Origin of the sequence: Blautia fusiformis, assembly GCF_020686995.1 — a bacterium.
Lineage (GTDB): Bacteria > Bacillota > Clostridia > Lachnospirales > Lachnospiraceae > Blautia_A > Blautia_A fusiformis.
Genome location: NZ_JAJEPT010000001.1, coordinates 124,666 through 142,447 on the forward strand (window position 1 = coordinate 124,666; position 17,782 = coordinate 142,447).

The 17,782-nt window shown below is 46.2% G+C and carries 14 protein-coding genes; 11 read left to right on the top strand and 3 right to left on the bottom strand.

Annotated elements, in window-relative coordinates; genetic code table 11:
- The first annotated feature begins 322 nt into the window (after window positions 1–322).
- From LKD46_RS00635 to LKD46_RS00675, 9 genes are all read left to right on the top strand, one after another.
- On the top strand, window positions 323–1,066 hold the full coding sequence (locus LKD46_RS00635) for a creatininase family protein (protein WP_110103653.1): 744 nt from the start codon (window positions 323–325) through the stop codon (window positions 1,064–1,066).
- Window positions 1,067–1,561: 495 nt separating this feature from the next.
- Complete coding sequence (locus LKD46_RS00640; protein ID WP_118752599.1) at window positions 1,562–4,216, top strand: valine--tRNA ligase; 2,655 nt, start codon at window positions 1,562–1,564, stop codon at window positions 4,214–4,216.
- A gap of 15 nt (window positions 4,217–4,231) precedes the next feature.
- Window positions 4,232–6,343 carry an LTA synthase family protein gene (locus LKD46_RS00645; RefSeq protein ID WP_015526888.1) on the top strand — a complete coding sequence of 704 codons (2,112 nt, stop codon included), beginning with the start codon at window positions 4,232–4,234 and terminating at the stop codon, window positions 6,341–6,343.
- Window positions 6,344–6,514: 171 nt separating this feature from the next.
- Window positions 6,515–7,813 (top strand): bifunctional folylpolyglutamate synthase/dihydrofolate synthase, encoded by a 1,299-nt coding sequence (locus LKD46_RS00650; RefSeq protein ID WP_015526889.1) that lies wholly within the window; start codon window positions 6,515–6,517, stop codon window positions 7,811–7,813.
- Window positions 7,810–7,962: a hypothetical protein gene (locus tag LKD46_RS00655; protein WP_015526890.1), complete on the top strand. Its 153-nt coding sequence runs from the start codon at window positions 7,810–7,812 to the stop codon at window positions 7,960–7,962. Before LKD46_RS00650 ends, LKD46_RS00655 begins: the two co-directional genes overlap by 4 nt.
- Window positions 7,963–7,972: 10 nt before the next feature.
- On the top strand, window positions 7,973–9,298 hold the full coding sequence (locus tag LKD46_RS00660; protein ID WP_227573666.1) for a hypothetical protein: 1,326 nt from the start codon (window positions 7,973–7,975) through the stop codon (window positions 9,296–9,298).
- A gap of 125 nt (window positions 9,299–9,423) precedes the next feature.
- Complete coding sequence (locus LKD46_RS00665; protein ID WP_044961012.1) at window positions 9,424–9,783, top strand: anti-sigma factor antagonist; 360 nt, start codon at window positions 9,424–9,426, stop codon at window positions 9,781–9,783.
- Window positions 9,767–10,192 carry an anti-sigma F factor gene (spoIIAB, locus tag LKD46_RS00670; RefSeq protein WP_015526893.1) on the top strand — a complete coding sequence of 142 codons (426 nt, stop codon included), beginning with the start codon at window positions 9,767–9,769 and terminating at the stop codon, window positions 10,190–10,192. Before LKD46_RS00665 ends, spoIIAB begins: the two co-directional genes overlap by 17 nt.
- Before the next feature lie 2 nt (window positions 10,193–10,194).
- Window positions 10,195–10,917 carry a SigF/SigG family RNA polymerase sporulation sigma factor gene (locus tag LKD46_RS00675; RefSeq protein WP_021650746.1) on the top strand — a complete coding sequence of 241 codons (723 nt, stop codon included), beginning with the start codon at window positions 10,195–10,197 and terminating at the stop codon, window positions 10,915–10,917.
- Window positions 10,918–10,979: 62 nt separating this feature from the next.
- On the opposite strand, the gene LKD46_RS00680 is transcribed toward LKD46_RS00675, so the two are convergent.
- Window positions 10,980–11,477, bottom strand: a complete 498-nt coding sequence (locus LKD46_RS00680; RefSeq protein WP_015526895.1) for a QueT transporter family protein — start codon at window positions 11,475–11,477, stop codon at window positions 10,980–10,982.
- A 169-nt stretch (window positions 11,478–11,646) separates the two neighbouring features.
- Window positions 11,647–14,175 carry a leucine-rich repeat domain-containing protein gene (locus LKD46_RS00685; protein WP_227573667.1) on the bottom strand — a complete coding sequence of 843 codons (2,529 nt, stop codon included), beginning with the start codon at window positions 14,173–14,175 and terminating at the stop codon, window positions 11,647–11,649.
- Between the two features lie 332 nt (window positions 14,176–14,507).
- Here LKD46_RS00685 and rfbD point away from each other — a divergent pair, with 332 nt between their 5' ends.
- A complete protein-coding gene (rfbD, locus tag LKD46_RS00690; protein WP_015526899.1) occupies window positions 14,508–15,359 on the top strand; it encodes a dTDP-4-dehydrorhamnose reductase in 852 nt (283 codons plus the stop codon).
- A gap of 1 nt (window position 15,360) precedes the next feature.
- The gene (locus tag LKD46_RS00695; protein ID WP_015526900.1) at window positions 15,361–16,659 is read left to right on the top strand and encodes a dicarboxylate/amino acid:cation symporter; all 1,299 of its coding nucleotides are present in this window, start codon (window positions 15,361–15,363) and stop codon (window positions 16,657–16,659) included.
- Window positions 16,660–16,778: 119 nt separating this feature from the next.
- Here the strand turns inward: LKD46_RS00695 and LKD46_RS00700 are convergent, their stop codons facing one another.
- Window positions 16,779–17,696, bottom strand: a complete 918-nt coding sequence (locus LKD46_RS00700) for a LysR family transcriptional regulator (RefSeq protein ID WP_118368439.1) — start codon at window positions 17,694–17,696, stop codon at window positions 16,779–16,781.
- Window positions 17,697–17,782: the final 86 nt, after the last annotated feature.

Genomic DNA, 17,782 nt, shown 5'->3' on the forward strand with positions numbered 1-17,782 from the left:
AGAGCCGTATGCCTGAATTGGGCACGTACGGATCTGTGGGGGATATACTTAGTAATAGGTGTTTCTACCCGACAAGTTAGGACCTCTGGAGACAGAGATGATCCTGGTGGATATAGGAGGTTAGCTGCCATAGAGGGATGGGTATACACAAGGCCAGTAAAGCGGAAATCAATGACGTTTTATTTCGTATACCTTCTAACCACTATTTCAGTACTTGATATATCGAAATGCTTATAGCTTTGGCTTGTTCACTGAGATATAAAGGTTGAAAAAACTTGAATTTTCAATAAAAAACACTTGATTATATGAGGAGGAGACGAGCATGAAAAAAGTATTATACGAGGAATTACTTCCGGAAGAATGTGTACAGAGGATAAAGGAGATGCCGGTTGCCTATCTGCCACTTGGCACACTGGAATGGCATGGTCCGCATATGCCTCTTGGAGCTGACGGGATCCAGTCAAAAGAACTGTTTGTCCGGGTGGCAGAAAAGGTCGGTGGTGTAGTGCTTCCGATGCTGTTCATGGGACCTGACCGTTTATTTGATGATCGGGGAACTGTATTTTATGGAATGGATATCAATACAGAGGGCGCACTGAATATCTATTGTGCCCAGCAGATGAAGGGCAGTGCTTACTGGATGGAAAAGGGACTGTTTCAGGATCTGCTGCGCAGTATTTTTGCACAGCTTTCCAGAGCAGGAGTCCGCATCGTTGTGGGACATGGACACGGTCCGTCAACAAATGCATTTCAGGAAATGAAGGAAGAGGCAGAAGAAAAATACGGACTGTGCATTATGACAGCATGGACCTATGCGGATGATGAGAGACTGAAATATCAGAATGATCATGCCGGAGCAAATGAGACCTCTATTGTAATGGCTGTTCGGCCGGAACTGGTTGACTTTGGACAGGTAAAAGAAGATGAGAGTAATCTGATCGGTATTGCAGGACGTCATCCGGTCCGAGAATCATCGGAAGCATTCGGAAATGAAATTCTGGAATATACAATGAAAACACTGATCGCAGGCATTGAGAAGGAGTACAAAACAATAAAAGAAAGATAGATAAAAAAATATCTCCATTGGAAAAAATAACCGGTGGAGATATTCTGTTTTATTTTGATTTTTACTTTTGAAATAAGGCCTCTGTCTTGACAAAAAAAGAAAATTTCATTATAGTAGGAACATGGCAAAGGCGTTGAATAAGAGGAGTATGCAGATCTACGCTGACAGAGAGAAATGCACAGACGCAAGAGAAGCGCAGGCTGAAAGGCATTTTCAGATGGAGGACTGCAGAAGGTAGCTTAGGAGCCGGGAAACTGAAAGCAGAAATGCAGAACAGATGCAGATGCTGCTGTGTAGGTTTTCACGTACCCCGCGTTAAGGGACAAGAGATAGACGGGAATAACAGATGTTTTTTCCGGATAATGAAGGTGGTACCGCGAGAATGATCGCCCTTCGCACATTAGTTATTGGCTTTTGTGTGGAGGGCGTGTTTTTTCTTGCAGAGAACAGGAGCATTTTAAGGTTCCTATAATCAGAAAGATTCAGGAGGAAAACATGAGTAAAGAACTTGCAAAGACTTATGATCCCAAGGGTATTGAGGATCGTCTGTACAAAAAATGGATGGATAACGGATACTTCCATGCAAAAGTTAATCCGGACAAAAAACCTTTTACAATTGTAATGCCGCCGCCCAATGTAACCGGACAGCTGCATATGGGACATGCACTGGATGAGACCATGCAGGATATCCTGATCCGTTTCAAAAGAATGCAGGGCTATGAGGCTCTCTGGCAGCCGGGAACTGACCATGCAGCCATCGCTACAGAGGTTAAGGTAACAGAGAAGCTTCGTAAGGAAGGGATTGACAAGAACGAGATCGGCCGTGACGAATTTATGAAACATGCCTGGGCATGGAAAGAGGAGTACGGCGGAAAGATCATCAATCAGCTGAAAAAGCTGGGAGCATCTGCAGACTGGGAGCGTGAGCGCTTTACCATGGATGAGGGCTGCTCCAAGGCTGTTCAGGAAGTATTTATCCGCCTTTATGAGAAAGGCTATATCTACAAAGGCTCCAGGATCATCAACTGGTGTCCGGTATGCCAGACCTCTATTTCTGATGCAGAGGTTGTACATGAGGACCAGGACGGATTTTTCTGGCACATCAATTATCCCATCGTAGGTGAGGAAGGACGTTTTGTTGAGATCGCGACCACTCGTCCGGAGACACTTCTCGGCGATACAGCAGTTGCTGTAAACCCGGAGGATGAAAGATATAAAGACCTTGTAGGAAAGATGCTGAAGCTTCCTCTTACAGACAGAGAGATCCCGGTTATTGCCGATGAGTATGTTGACAAGGAATTCGGAACAGGCTGCGTTAAGATCACACCGGCACACGACCCCAACGACTTTGAGGTTGGACGCCGTCATAACCTTGAGGAGATCAACATCTTAAATGATGATGCCACCATCAACAGTCTTGGCGGAAAATATGCAGGTATGGACCGTTACGAGGCACGTAAGGCCATGGTAGAGGACCTGAAGGAGCAGGGACTTCTTGTAAAGGTTGTTCCGCACAGCCACAGTGTTGGTACCCATGACCGCTGCGGTACAACGGTAGAGCCGATGATCAAACCACAGTGGTTTGTAAAAATGGACGAAATGGCAAAAGCTGCTATCAAAACTCTGGACGACGGAAACCTTCAGTTTGTTCCGGCACGTTTTGACAAGACTTACCTGCACTGGCTGGAGAATATCCGTGACTGGTGTATTTCCCGTCAGCTTTGGTGGGGACACAGGATTCCGGCTTATTACTGCGATGAGTGCGGTGAGATGGTGGTTGGAAGAGAGATGCCGGAGAAATGCCCGAAATGCGGATGCACACATATGCATCAGGATGAAGACACTCTGGATACCTGGTTCAGTTCCGCACTGTGGCCGTTCTCCACACTTGGATGGCCGGATAAGACACCGGAGCTTGAGTATTTCTATCCTACAGATGTTCTGGTAACCGGATATGATATCATCTTCTTCTGGGTTATCCGTATGGTATTCTCCGCACTGGAGCAGACCGGTGAGACACCGTTCCACCATGTACTGATCCACGGTCTGGTACGTGACTCACAGGGACGTAAGATGAGTAAGTCTCTTGGAAACGGTATCGATCCGCTGGAGGTTATCGACAAATACGGCGCAGATGCCCTTCGTCTGACACTGATGACAGGTAATGCACCTGGAAATGATATGCGTTTCTACTGGGAGCGTGTAGAATCCAGCCGTAACTTTGCAAATAAGATCTGGAATGCTTCCCGTTTCATTATGATGAACCTGGAGGGCAAGACAGTAACAGCGCCGGAAGACCTGAACGCACTGTGCAACGAGGATAAATGGATCCTTTCCAGACTGAACACAGTGATCCGTGATGTTACTGAGAATATGGATAAATATGAGCTTGGAATTGCCGTACAGAAGGTCTATGATTTCCTGTGGGATGAGCTCTGTGACTGGTATATCGAGATGGCAAAGGTAAGACTGTGGAAGGCAGAGGAAAACCCGGCAGCAGCAAACGATGCACTGTGGACACTCCGCACTGCGCTGACACAGGGACTGAAGCTTCTTCATCCGTTCATGCCGTTTATCACAGAAGAGATCTACTGCACACTGCTTCCGGAGGAAGAGTCCATCATGATCTCCGACTGGCCGGTATACAGAGACGAGATGGATTTTGCAGATGCTGAGAAAGCAGTTTCAAGCTTCCAGGAGGTTGTACGTGGAATCCGTAACACCAGAAACGAGATGAACGTACCGCAGAACAGAAAGACCAATATCTACATCGTAGGCAAGGATGCAGAGTGCTGTGCACGTTTTGAGTCCTGCAAGAAATCCTTTACAAACCTTGCGTTTGCAAAAGAGATCCACGTACAGCAGGATAAGAACGGAATCGGTGAGGATGCGGTATCCATCGTTGTGGCAGACGGTGTGGTTTATCTGCCGCTGGAGGATCTGATCGACCGTGAAAAAGAGATCGAACGTCTCACAAAAGAGCAGGAGCGTCTTACAAAAGAGATCGCACGCTGCGAGGGAATGCTGAACAATCCGAATTTTGTGAACAAGGCACCAGCAGCCAAGGTAGAGGCAGAGAAGGAGAAACTTGAGAAATACAAAGAGATGAAAGAGAAAGTGAACCTGCAGTTAACACAGATGGTGAAATAACGAAGGAGTGTTTTAATGAAGTGGTGTAACTTTTTCAATAAGATTTCGCTGATACTTCAGGCTCTGGGCTGTGCAGTCCTGTACTTTGTGATCGAGGCCATATGCAGGCACTCGTTCACAGAGGCGTGGACCTACATGACCACAAAGCCGCTTGTATTTGCTTATAATGCAGCGTTTATCTTTACAACGATGCTGATTGTTTATCTCTTCCGAAAGAGAATTTTCTGGCGTATCTTTGTGGGTAGCTTATGGCTGTTTCTGGGAATCGTAAACGGTGTGCTTCTTCTCAACCGTGTCACACCGTTTACAGGACCGGATGTGAAGAATCTGACAGATGGTCTCAGTATTGCAAAAAAATATCTGACCCATACCCAGATGACCATAGGTGCAGTTCTTCTGGGGATTGCAGTTCTGATTCTTCTGATCATCCTGATAAGATCGCCGAAGTACAGAGGCAAGCTGAAATATAAGGTAAATATTCCGCTGGTCCTGGTCGGGGTTCTTGCATTTGGAGGAATCACACAGCTTGCTCTGGAAAAAAGAGTTCTTTCCAATTATTTTGGAAATATTGCCATAGCTTATGAGGATTACGGATATCCCTACTGTCTGGCAACGACGATCTTTAATACTGGAATCAGTGCCCCGAGAGACTATTCCAAAAGCGAGATCAAAAGGATCGAGAAGTCGGAAGAAAATCTTCCGGAAACGAAAGAAGGCAGTCATCCGAATATTCTGTTTTTGCAGCTGGAGTCCTTTTTTGATCCTACGCTGGTAAATTATCTGGAGCTGTCAGAAGATCCTATTCCGAATTTCAGAAAGCTGATGAAGGAGTATTCCTCCGGATATTATAAGGTACCTTCCGTAGGAGCTGGAACCGCAAATACTGAGTTTGAATCCATTACCGGAATGAGCCTTCATTATTTTGGACCGGGTGAATATCCGTACAAGAGTATCCTTAAGGAAACTACCTGTGAGAGCGCACCGTATGTTCTGAAGAATCTGGGCTATACTGCTCATGCAGTACATAACAATGAGGCGAATTTCTACGGAAGAAGAAGCATTTTTCCGAATCTGGGATTTGATACCTTCACTTCGGCAGAGTACATGAAGGATGAAAATCAGAAGAACCCGTTGGGCTGGACCAAGGACAGTGTCCTCACCGATGAGATCGTCAAGTGTCTGGATTCCACAGAAGGACCTGATTATGTATATACTATTTCCGTGCAGGGACATGGAGATTATCCTTCAGAACCGGTACTGGAAAATCCGGAGATCACAGTTTCCGGGGCACCTACTGACGAGCTGAATAATAAGTGGGAGTATTATGTAAATCAGATCCATGAGATGGATAATTTTGTCAAAGAGCTGACTGACAGGCTGGCAGATTATCCGGAAGATGTGGTACTGGTCATGTATGGTGATCATCTGCCGACCATGGGACTGACCGTGGAGGATGTGGAGAATAAATATCTGTTCCAGACAGAGTATGTGATGTGGGATAATTTCGGACTTAAGAAAAAGAAAGAAAATCTTGCGGCATACCAGATGGCAGCAGAGGTTATGGATCGTGTAGGTATCCATGAGGGAAATGTTTTCAAGTATCATCAGGCAAGAAGAAACACCAAAAATTATCAGGTGGATCTGGAGACCCTGCAGTACGATCTTCTCTACGGAAAGCAGTATACATATGACGGAGCGAATCCTTTTGAGCGGACAAAGATGCGTATGGGAATCTATGATACCACGCTGGATTCCATTCAGGTTGTGTCTGAGACGGATCACACCTATTATATCCAGGGGACAAACTTTACGCCGTCCAGCCAGGTGAAGATCAACGGAGAATGGTATGATACGGTTTACGTGAATCCTACCAAGCTGATCATTACCGGAAAGGAACTGGATGATTTTGACCGGCTCTCGGTAGTGCAGCGAAGCAACAGTTCCACAAGAAAGGCCATGACAAAGAGCCATGACCGGGCGGTCTATGCGCTGCTCGCTGACAGCAAGTGGAAGCTTGACAGTGAAAAGAGCAGTTCTGATACAGGGTCAATGGAGGAAACGGATACAGCGTCAGAAACGGAATCCACAGAAGATTCCGGTGAAGAAAACAGTACAGACAACCAGTAAATGGCATAGAAAAGATACTCCGATACAAAAAATGTCGGATAAAATATTACGATTAGGACTGGACATCTTCCACCACTATTATATAATGGTATCGTAACGAACAGGAGGGGAGAAGCTTTTCTCCCCAAAAGTTCTTTACGAATACATTATAGATAAGTGATGGTTTTTTTTATGAATTACGAAGAAGCAGTTGCGTATATTGAAGATATACCGAGATTTACTACTAAGAACAGCCTGGACCATACCAGAGAATGCTTAAGAAGACTTGGAGATCCGCAGAGGAAATTCCGTGTGATCCATGTGGCAGGAACCAACGGAAAGGGAAGTACCTGTGCTTTTATCACATCGGTCCTTCGGGAAGCAGGATATTCCTGCGGACTTTTTACATCTCCTCATCTGGTGGAGATCAACGAGCGTTTTCAGATCAACGAGGAAGTGATCGATGACGATACTTTCCTTCGTGCTTTTGAAAAAGTTAAAAAGCTTTCCGATGAGCTGGTTGCTGAGGGAAGCTATCATCCCACCTATTTTGAGACACTCCTTCTGATGGGAATGGTGATCTTTGCAGAAGCCGGCGTGGATTATGTAACACTGGAGACCGGTCTTGGCGGACGTCTGGATGCAACCACTGCTGTGGAGGATCCGGCAGCCTGTGTGATCACATCCATCAGCCTCGATCATATGCAGTATCTTGGAAATACAGTTTCCGAGATCGCAGGAGAGAAGGCAGGGATCATGGTGCCGGGTGTTCCGGTGATCTACGATGGAAATGATCCGGATGCGGCCGTAGTGATGCGTGAGCATGCAGAGAAGCTGGGATGTCCATATTATGAGCTGAAACGGGAAGACACAGAGATCCATAAGATCACAAAGGACGGAATCCGATTTTCTCTTAAGGACGAGACATATGGTGATACCGTATTTGATATACCGTTTATCGCCCGTTATCAGGTTATGAATGCAGCTCTTGCGGTGAAAACCATTCAGGTATTGGAAGATCAGATTCCGGTATCTCTGGAGGCTCTGAAGGCTGGTATGGCAAAAACACGCTGGCAGGGAAGGATGGAAACGGTTCTTCCGGGTGTGATCGTAGATGGCGCACATAACGAAGACGGTGTTGAGAAGTTTGTAGAGACAGCAGAACATTTCCAGAAGGAATTTCCTCTGACTCTGCTGTTTTCCGCAGTGGATGACAAGGACTATACGGATATGATCCGCACGATCTGTAGCAGGATCCGTTTTCGACATGTGATCGTCACACAGGTAGGCGGATACCGCAAAGTTCCGGTAGAAGAGCTTGCGGAGATCTTCCGTGAAGACGGAGTACCGGAAGTGGAAGCAATAGAGGATGTTCCAGCAGCTTTTGAACGGGCAGTAAAGGAAAAAGGTGAGGATGGAATGCTGTTCTGTGTAGGATCCCTTTATCTGGTCGGTGAGATCAAGGCTGTGATCAGGAGGAAAAAATTATGATCGATTACGAAGAGGAACTGAAGAAATTTGAACCATGTCTGGATGTGGCAGATGTAGAAGGTGTCATTTATGACCGGGAGATCACAGATATCATGGATGTACTCCAGGAGATGCTGCGTGAGGTCAAGAGCAACAGACGTGTAAGATAAGGAGAAGTGGATGAACTGCATAAACTGTGGAGCGTTCCTGACGGATACAGATCTGGATTATTGTCCGCATTGTGGAGCCAATGTACTGATCCAGAAGAAGGTGGATTATCTTTCCAAGCTTTATTATAATCAGGGGCTGGAAAAAGCCAGCATCCGGGATCTGTCCGGGGCGATCAGCTGTCTGAAGCAAAGTCTTGCTTATGACAAACGGAATATCCGTGCAAGAAATCTTCTTGGTCTTGTATATTTTGAGACCGGTGAGGTGGTTGCCGCACTGAGTGAGTGGGTCATCAGCAAGAATATCCAGAAGAACCGAAATCTGGCTTCAGAATATATTGCCAGGCTTCAGGCAAACCAGAACAAACTGGAAACAATCAACGAAAGCATCAAGAAATATAACAATGCCCTCGCCATGTGTAGGGAAGGCCATGAGGATATGGCGGCCATCCGCCTGAAAAAGATCCTGTCCCAGAATCCCAAGCTGATCAAGGGGTATCATCTTCTTGCTCTGATCCAGATGAAGAATCAGGAGTGGAATAAGGCGAGAAGAACCCTGAAAAAAGCAGCCAGGATCGACAAGACCAATACCACCACACTTCGTTTCCTGCGTGAAGTTGACGAGCAGACGGGTGTTACCACAAAGATGGAAAAACGGCGTAAGGGCTTGTTTGGAAATGAAAAAAATGAGAATGATAATATTTCAGGAGAAATCGTTGTAAGGCCGTCGTCTTATAAAGAAAGATCAAAGATATCACTTTTCTTTACCACGGTACTTGGATTTGCGGCAGGGGCGGCAGCATTCTGGCTCCTTGTGCTGCCGGCTGTGAAACAGGATATTTACAGGCAGGCCAATCAGCAGATCATACAGTACAGTGATTCTCTTTCCAGCCAGAGCGTGGAGCTTACCAAAGCTCAGGGAGAAGCTGCCCAGTCCAGTGATACGGCAGATGCAGTTGCCAAGCAGGCAGAGGAAGAGCAGAAACGCAGTCAGAGCTATGAGGCTTTGTTTAATGCATATACTGCCATGCAGCAGGAGGATCTGGATACAGCGGCGCTGGAACTACAGAAGGTATATGTGGATACACTGTCAGATTCTGCAAAGGGGATTTACAGTACTATCAGCGGAAAGACCGGTGTAAGCGGGATCGAGAGCGGAGCTTCTGGTGGAACGTCCAGTGCTGACAGCAGCACAGATGGAACGGCTGAAGCTGGAGCGGATGCCGCAGCTTCAGCGGGAGAAGATGCACAGAGCTCTGACGGAGATTCCGGAGAAGACAGCAGCTACATTGACGGAGGATATGAGGATTCCTCTTACGATGGAGGTTATACAGAATAAAAAAGATCATAACTCATACAGAGGAGAAACCTCGGATAAGGGGAATGTGCGTTGGCGCATTCCTCTTTTTTTACCCTTTGGTCATGAAAAATGGAATAAAAAATCAAAAATGGGGGAATGATAGAATGACATCAGGTTTTGAAAAATCCGGAACCGTGCTGACTGTACATCTTCCGGCGGAACTGGATCATCCGGCTTCTGATGAGATTCGGAGAGATTCAGACCGGATTATTGGACATAACTATATAAAAAATATGATTTTTGATTTCTCAGAGACCGTTTTTATGGACAGTTCCGGGATCGGTCTGCTGATGGGTAGGTACCGGGCACTTGGCATGAGGGGGAAATGTGTGCAGGTTGTCAATGTGAACAGTCATATTGCAAAGCTTCTGCGGCTATCCGGAGTGGGAAAATATATTGAAATCTGTGGAATTAAAAAATCGGCAGGTGAACAGGAGGGTGTTTATGATGGAAAACACAAATGAAATGACGATCATTTTTGACAGCAGACCGGTAAATGAAGCACTGGCAAGAGTTGCTGTGGCTTCATTCTGCACACAGCTGAATCCTACGCTGGAGGAAATTTCGGATCTGAAGACCGCAGTATCGGAGGCAGTGACCAACTGCATCATACACGGGTATGAAGGAGAGATACATAAGATCCGTGTAGAATGTCGTCTCCGGGGGCAGGAGCTTCAGGTAGATGTGACAGATCACGGAGCCGGGATCCCGGATATCAAAAAAGCCATGGAGCCTCTGTTTACCACAAAGGCTGATAAAGACCGCTCCGGTATGGGGTTTACATTCATGGAGGCGTTTATGGATGAGCTTCAGGTGGAATCGGAGGTTGGCCGTGGAACTACAGTGCACATGAAAAAGATCATCAGGAGGTAACTATGGATCGTACTCTTGTCCTCATCGGGCGTGCACACCAGGGGGATAAAGCGGCAAGAGATCTTTTGTTTGAGGAAAATACAGGACTGATATACAGTGTGGCAAAGCGTTTTCTGGGACGAGGGGTGGAGATGGAGGATCTGTTCCAGATCGGCAGCATCGGACTTCTGAAAGCTGTGGATAAGTTTGACATGTCCTATGATGTGAAATTTTCCACCTATGCCGTTCCCATGATCATCGGAGAGATCAAACGTTATCTCAGGGACGACGGGATACTGAAGGTAAGCCGTTCTCTGAAGGAAAACCATTACAGGATCTATCAGGTGAGAGAAGCACTGACACGCCGGCTGGAGCGGGAACCTACGACGGGAGAAATGGCAGAGGAAATGGGAATTTCCATAGAAGAACTGGTAATGACCATGGAATCCGGTGCAGAGGTGGAATCTCTTCACAAAACGATCTATCAGGGTGAGGGAACGGAGATTTCTCTGATGGACAAGCTTCCGGAAAAAGAAAACCGGCAGGAAAAAGTACTGGACAGGATTTTTCTGGAAGAGATACTGGGAACTCTGGAGGCAAAGGAGCGGAGGCTGATCTATATGCGGTATTTTCAGAACATGACCCAGATGGAGATCGCCCATGAGCTTGGCGTATCCCAGGTACAGGTATCCAGAATGGAAAAGAGGATCCTGCGCAGTCTGCAGGAATCCGCAGAGAAAAAATAAAAGAGAGCCATGAGAAATGCTGCTGTTTTCTCATGGCTCCTTTTTGTGGGCAGCAGATTTAGTCAGACTGCTGCTTTTTTATGAAAAAGTACATTTTTGTATTTGGAAAGTGCTCCAAGAAGGATCATACCGATCACACCGGCTGAGATAAATTCGCCGGCTCCTACTGTGAGCATCATAAACGGGATAGGAAGGTTAATGCCATATCCGTAACGAAGCACAAGAGGAACGATCACAATGTTGGAAACGATCGGCGGGATCGGGGCTGTCCATTTGCCTGTATTGCGAAGCTTGTAGGTAAAGAATGCACCGATAAGTGTGGCAATGCTTCCGAAAATGATGTCAACCGGAATCGCACCGCCAAGAAGATTGGCAATGATACATCCCACAAACAGTCCCGGGATGGCAGCCGGTGTGAAGAACGGAAGCACGGTCAGCGCCTCGGAAAACCGGATCTGAACTTCACCGAAGCTAAGTGGCGCGAATACCAGTGTCAGGACAACATATACAGCTGCAATGGCAGCTCCCTGTACCAGAAAATGAGTACCTTTGTTTTTCATGTTTTTTATTCTCCTTTAGTTTTGTTTTACGAGTGGAAGGTCACGAACACTCGGCACATTTATAGGCGGTGACCGCCTTGTAAGCCCTGTACGACCTTGGTTTTTGCGGGCTTTTGCAGCGAAACTGAGTATAGCATAAGGGGCGTGGAAATGCAAGGTACGATCCTGACTATTTGATAACCCTAGCCTGTGTGGACAGACCCTGGCTCTGAAACAGCTTTTTGTAAGAGGAAAGTCTGCTTGCCGGAACCTTTACAGTCAGTTTTTTGTAATTATTCTGACCTGCTCTTGTGAAGATATATTTACCTGAGCTTTTGGAAGTAAGACGTCCTGTCTGTATGGTGACAGAGGTAAGGGCCTTACAGTCACAGAAAGCTTTTGTGCCGATCGCAGAAACTCGGGAACCGATTTTTACAGTACGAAGACTTATGCATCCCTGGAAGGCTCCGGCACCTATGCTTGTGATATTTCCTGAAATCGTTACCTGTTTCAGGTTTTTACAGTTTTTGAAGGCATTGGCTGCAATGGCTGTGACTTTGTAGGTTTTTCCGTTAGCTTTGACAGTGGCCGGAATCTTTGCAGTGACAGTATTGCGTGAACGTGGTCCCTTTAGTGCTACGGAAGTCCCGGTGGTATTGACTGTGTAGACATTATAAGCATCCCGGAATGTTTTTGCAGTCTGTGGCTTTGGTGTGGCTGCAGGAGTGATCTGGAAATTTAAGGTGATGGTTCCGTAGAAATGGTTATCACCGATGATCTTCAGGGTAGCAGTTCCTGCTTTTTTATTGTTCTGGTATGTCACATGATAATCATTGATGCCAGAAAGCTTTGCTTTTCCAAGAGTTACGGTTGGAACGGGCTTTATGTCAGAGCCTGTATAGGTATATGTTTTTTTGATCCCTGTTACAGCTGCATCGGAAATATTGCATGCATAGCTGATATTGTTTTTCTTGGCATATGTAACTGCGTAAGAGCCGTACGGAGCATGGATCTTGCAAAAATATGCATGAGAGTTGACATACCCGTAGCCGCCCCACACAGCATCCGTTCCAATGCTTTTAACAGTATCAGGTATGTTGATCCTGGATAGCTTGTCACAGTAGGCGAAAGCTTCTTTTCCGATCTTTGTGACCCCTTTCTGGATGTCCACTTCTTTCAGCTCAGGAAGATAAACAAAGGCCCTTTCGGAAATACTTGTGATCCCGGGCTTTATTATTACCTTTCTGATCTGGTTTTTGATAGCTTTCCAGGAGGAATCGTTGGAGAAGATAAACCAGCCTTTTGTTGAAGAGACCGGGTATCGTTGGTTTTCCTCTGTGGAAATAGAAAGTGGTCCGTAGCCGGAGATCGTAAGGATACCGTTTTTGAAATTCCAGGTTGCGTTGTCACCTGCGATATGGTAAGTTTTTTTGTCAGCTTTTCCGTTGTCGGAATTAATGGAATAAAAGTTCAAGGTGTTGGAGTTTGAAGCATAATAAACGACCCTGGAATCCTTTACCACAGGCTGACAGTCAGAAATCGGAGCAGCTGTTGTAAACTCTTTGCTGAGACTCTTTCCCTTTCCGTCCACAAAAAGATAATGAAGGGTGCTGGAAGAGAGCGGATCGTTAGCGGAAGAGTTTTTCTTGTTATCGTCGGAGACGTATTCTTCCCAGGAAATCATAAAACGGTTGTCATTTATTTTGGTGATCTTTACGCCCGCAAAGCTTTTTCCTCCGCCTGTAAAGTTGGTAAGCTTCCTGGTAGTGGTTGCTTTTTCGGAAAAGTCAGACATTGGTGTGACGGACAGATAAAGGTTATGAGGCGTGTTTTCAGATACCTTATCATATTTGGACTGATCGATGGAAGTGCCAACGCATAATACACTGTCAGAGGAAACAGCCATGCCGTCAACGCTTGCGTAGCAGGCCAGTGCCCACACAGAAGTATGTGAGCCTCCGTATGGCAAAAGCTCTATGGTGGTGCAGGCAAGTGTAGTGCTGTCGTATCTGGAAAGCTTTGTACATCGTGAACCCTCACTCTGCTCCAGTACGTAGAGATAAGAACCTTGTGATTTGATATACTGTGCAAAGGAATGCCACAGATCGCAGGAAACGATCTTTCCTTTCATGGTTGCCTGGTCGATCTCGGCCATAAGGAAGCCCTGATGTCCCTGACCGACAGAGGGATCCACATATCCTTCGTGACCGGTAACAACATAGAGTTTGCCGTTGCTTTCTGTCATTTCCACACAGCCATAGTCAAAGGGCGTGCGGACCTCACCGCCAAAAAGCTCCGGGTTACTGGTAATTGCTGCTGCACCGTTCCGGTTCCAGTTTGTATCGTAGCGGATAACGCGGATGACCTCAGCGGAATCGTTTTCTTTGTTGTTTGTCTGGCCTTCTACCAGATAATATCCGTCAGATCCGGCATAAAAGCCACCCCACAGTGGAAGCTCCATGTTGATCTTGCGCTTGCTTCTGATCTTCAGATCATTATCGTAATATTCAACGCCGACAGAATTTTTCTGGTGGAAGATCCTCATGTATCCGCCAGAAACAGGAATAAGATCAGAGGTACGGCGTAACCTGACATTGAGATTGTCCTGTGCGGTTGGCGTAAGAGAGCCTGCCCGGGCTGTCTGTGGAAACAGGATCAGACAGAAGCAAAGACAGCAGAACAGAAATAGCAGAGATGTTAATTTTTTTAGCTTTTTCATAAGTTTCTCCTTTGTATGTGTTTTTAGATGATCTCCTGTTTAGATTATAATTCATGGGACAGAATTTACAATACAAAATCGGGAGTTATGGAACTCCCGATCCTCAGGATTTCTGTAAATTCTGTTCACAAAAACATCTTGAGGAAATACTGCTGGTGGGCAGTAACATCAGCAGCAGGAACCTTATGGAAACAGGGGCTTTTTTCTTGACAGTTTTTTGTGATATTGATAAAATATATTACAGTATATAGGTTAAAGGGGCATTGGTTTTGATCTAAATCAATGTCTCTTTATTTTATATATCACACATATTACACCAGGGAGGTAGAAAGATGTTAAAAGTATGGATCGCAGGTGCCAACGGACAGATCGGACGGGCACTGAATGATGTTCTGGATCCAATGCAGATCGAGACTCTGAACACAGATCTTGATGAGCTGGATATCACAGACACAGATGAAGTGATCAACTTCGGTTCCATTAACCGTCCGGATGTGATCATCAACTGCACCGGTATCACAGATACCGATGAGTGTGAGAAGAATCCGGAACATGCATACCGTGTCAACGCACTGGGAGCAAGAAACTTAAGCATCGTGGCAAGAAAATGCGGGGCAAAGATCGTCCAGCTTTCCACAGATGATGTTTTCGACGGAAAGAGCAAAAAACCGTATACAGAGTTTGACGATACCAATCCGCTGACTGTTTACGGCCGTTCCAAGAGAGCCGGAGAGAACTATGTAAAAGAGTTTACACACAAACATTTCATTATCCGAAGCAACTGGGTATACGGAAAAGGCGGAAACAATTTTGTAAACCGTGTGCTGGAGACAGCAGAAAAAGGCCAGGCGCTTTCCGTTGCTTCGGATCAGTTCGGATCACCGACCAGCGCCAAGGATCTGGCAAGAATGATCCTGTATCTTATCGATACCAACGAATATGGAACTTATCACGTAACCTGCAGCGGTGTATGCAACCGTTATGAGTTTGCAACCGAGATCCTTCGCCTTGCAGGAAAGGAGATCGAACTGAGATCCGTGCCGACAGAGCAGTCAGATCTTTCTTCTGTCAGACCGCCATATGCTGTCCTTGATAATTTTATCCTCCGTATTATTGAAGTGTATGACATGCCGGACTGGAAAGCATCGCTGAAAGAATATATGGATGAAAGAGCGGAGGACTAGAATGAAAGAGAAAAATATAAAAGAGAAAACACAGCAGAAAAAGAAAATGGGCCTTACCACGAAGATCTTTGTGGCGCTGATCGCAGGTGCGATACTGGGAATCATTCTCTGTTACCTGGTTCCTGACAGCAGCTTCAAGAAAGATGTGATCGTGGAGGGAATCCTTTATGTGATCGGACAGGGATTTATCCGTCTGATGAAAATGCTGGTTGTACCGTTGGTATTCTGTTCCCTTGTCTGCGGAAGTATGTCCATCGGTGATACCAAGAAGCTTGGAACCGTAGGTGTGAGAACACTGGTATTTTATCTGGCAACTACAGCTCTGGCTGTTTCGGTTGCTCTGACGGTAGGTAATCTGATCAATCCGGGTGTGGGACTCGATATGAGCTCTATTCAGTCCTCCGCTTCCTCTGTGGAGACTATGGAGGCGACCTCTCTTACGGATACCATCCTGAATATCATTCCGGACAATCCGATCAATTCCCTGGCAAGCGGAACCATGCTTCAGGTTATCGTATTTGCCCTGATCGTGGGTGTGATCCTTGCGAAAATGGGAGAGCGCGCAGAGACAGTAGCGAACTTTTTCAGCCAGTTCAATGACATCATGATGGAGATGACCATGATGATCATGGCACTTGCACCGATCGGTGTATTCTGCCTTATCAGCAGAACCTTTGCAAACATCGGTTTCAGCGCATTTATCCCACTGGCAAAATATATGATCGGTGTTCTCCTTGCACTGGCAATCCAGTGCTTCGGCGTATACCAGATCCTGCTGAAGATCTTCACAGGACTGAATCCGATAAAATTCATCAAGAAATTTTTCCCGGTTATGGCATTTGCATTCTCAACAGCTACATCCAATGCCACGATCCCGATGTCCATTGATACCCTGTCCAAAAAAGTGGGTGTTTCCAAGAAGATTTCTTCATTCACCATTCCTCTTGGAGCTACCATCAACATGGACGGTACCTCTATCATGCAGGGTGTTGCCGTAGTATTTGCGGCACAGGCTTTTGGTATCCACTTAAGTCCGATGGATTATGTGACAGTTATCGGAACTGCAACCCTTGCTTCCGTAGGAACTGCCGGTGTACCAAGTGTTGGTCTTGTTACTCTGACCATGGTATTTAACTCTGTAGGACTTCCGGTTGAGGCAATTGGTCTGATCATGGGTATTGACCGTATCCTGGATATGACCAGAACAGCGGTTAACATTACCGGTGATGCAGTCTGCACAACCATCGTTGCACACCAGAACGGTGCACTGGATAAAAACGTGTTCAACGAATCAAACTAAATATCCGGTTCAAAAAAAGATCCGACCCTGTCGGGTGAGAAAAAAACGAAAAACGGCTGTACATATCGTAAGAGCGATATGTGCGGCCGTTTTTTTACTGGATCAGGTAAGTCCCCTGCTTATTCCTGTTCCAGAACACCCATGACAGAGGGCAGTTCTAGCTGCTGATAGGTGTGAAGGATCTTTTCCAGCTCAAAGATAGCAGGGGTAAGAAATTTATTCTTGTGATAGACCAGCTTGAATTTCCGGTTCCATTCCCCTGCTTCGTTGCAGAAGACCCGGACTGAACGGTGACGGATCTCATGATGCATAAGACGTATGGACATAACAGAGAGCATTTGGTTATACAGCACTGCGTTCAGCAGTGCCTGCGGACTGTTGGCTTCCCAGGCAGTCCGGATTTTCAGATCATGGCGAAGGGTGTAATCCTCAAAAAGCTGTCTGGTACCGCTTCCATATTCCCGGACTGCAAATTTCTGGTTGTTCAGCTCCTGGACATGGATGCGTCCTCTGCGGTAAAACGGATGCTTTTTTCCGGTGGCAAGGACCAGACAGTCGTCGATGATGGGAAGAACGACAAGGTCCGGGGAATGGATCTCACCTTCTACCACAGCAGCGTCCAGCTCAGAACGCAGAAGCTTCTGTTCGATATTTTGCGTGTTGGTGACAAAGGAGTAAACGTCAAGGTCCGGGATTTTTTTCTGCAGATCCAGGATAATGGATGGGGTCAGGCAGGTTCCCACAGTGAGGGTGGAGCCAAGCTTCAGGGTGGAAGACTGTCCCTGGTTCTGCATCAGCTCTTCCAGCTGCTGAAACTGGCGGATCATTTCACGGGCATGGGGAAGAAGAAGCTTTCCCCGTTCTGTGAGATAAAGCTTTTTTCCAAGACGTTCAAAGAGAAGGCCGTTATAATGAGCTTCCAGCTCACGGATGGCCTGACTGACTGTTGGCTGGGAAAGATAAAGATGTTTGGCAGCAGCACTCATGGAGCCCTGTTCCGCAACGGCCGCAAAAACAGTGAGATGGCGGATGGTCATATGGAATCTCCTTTTATTGTAAATTGGTATATAGGTAAAACCTATCATTTTTATAAAATAATATCATTTCTCAAATACATCTTCAA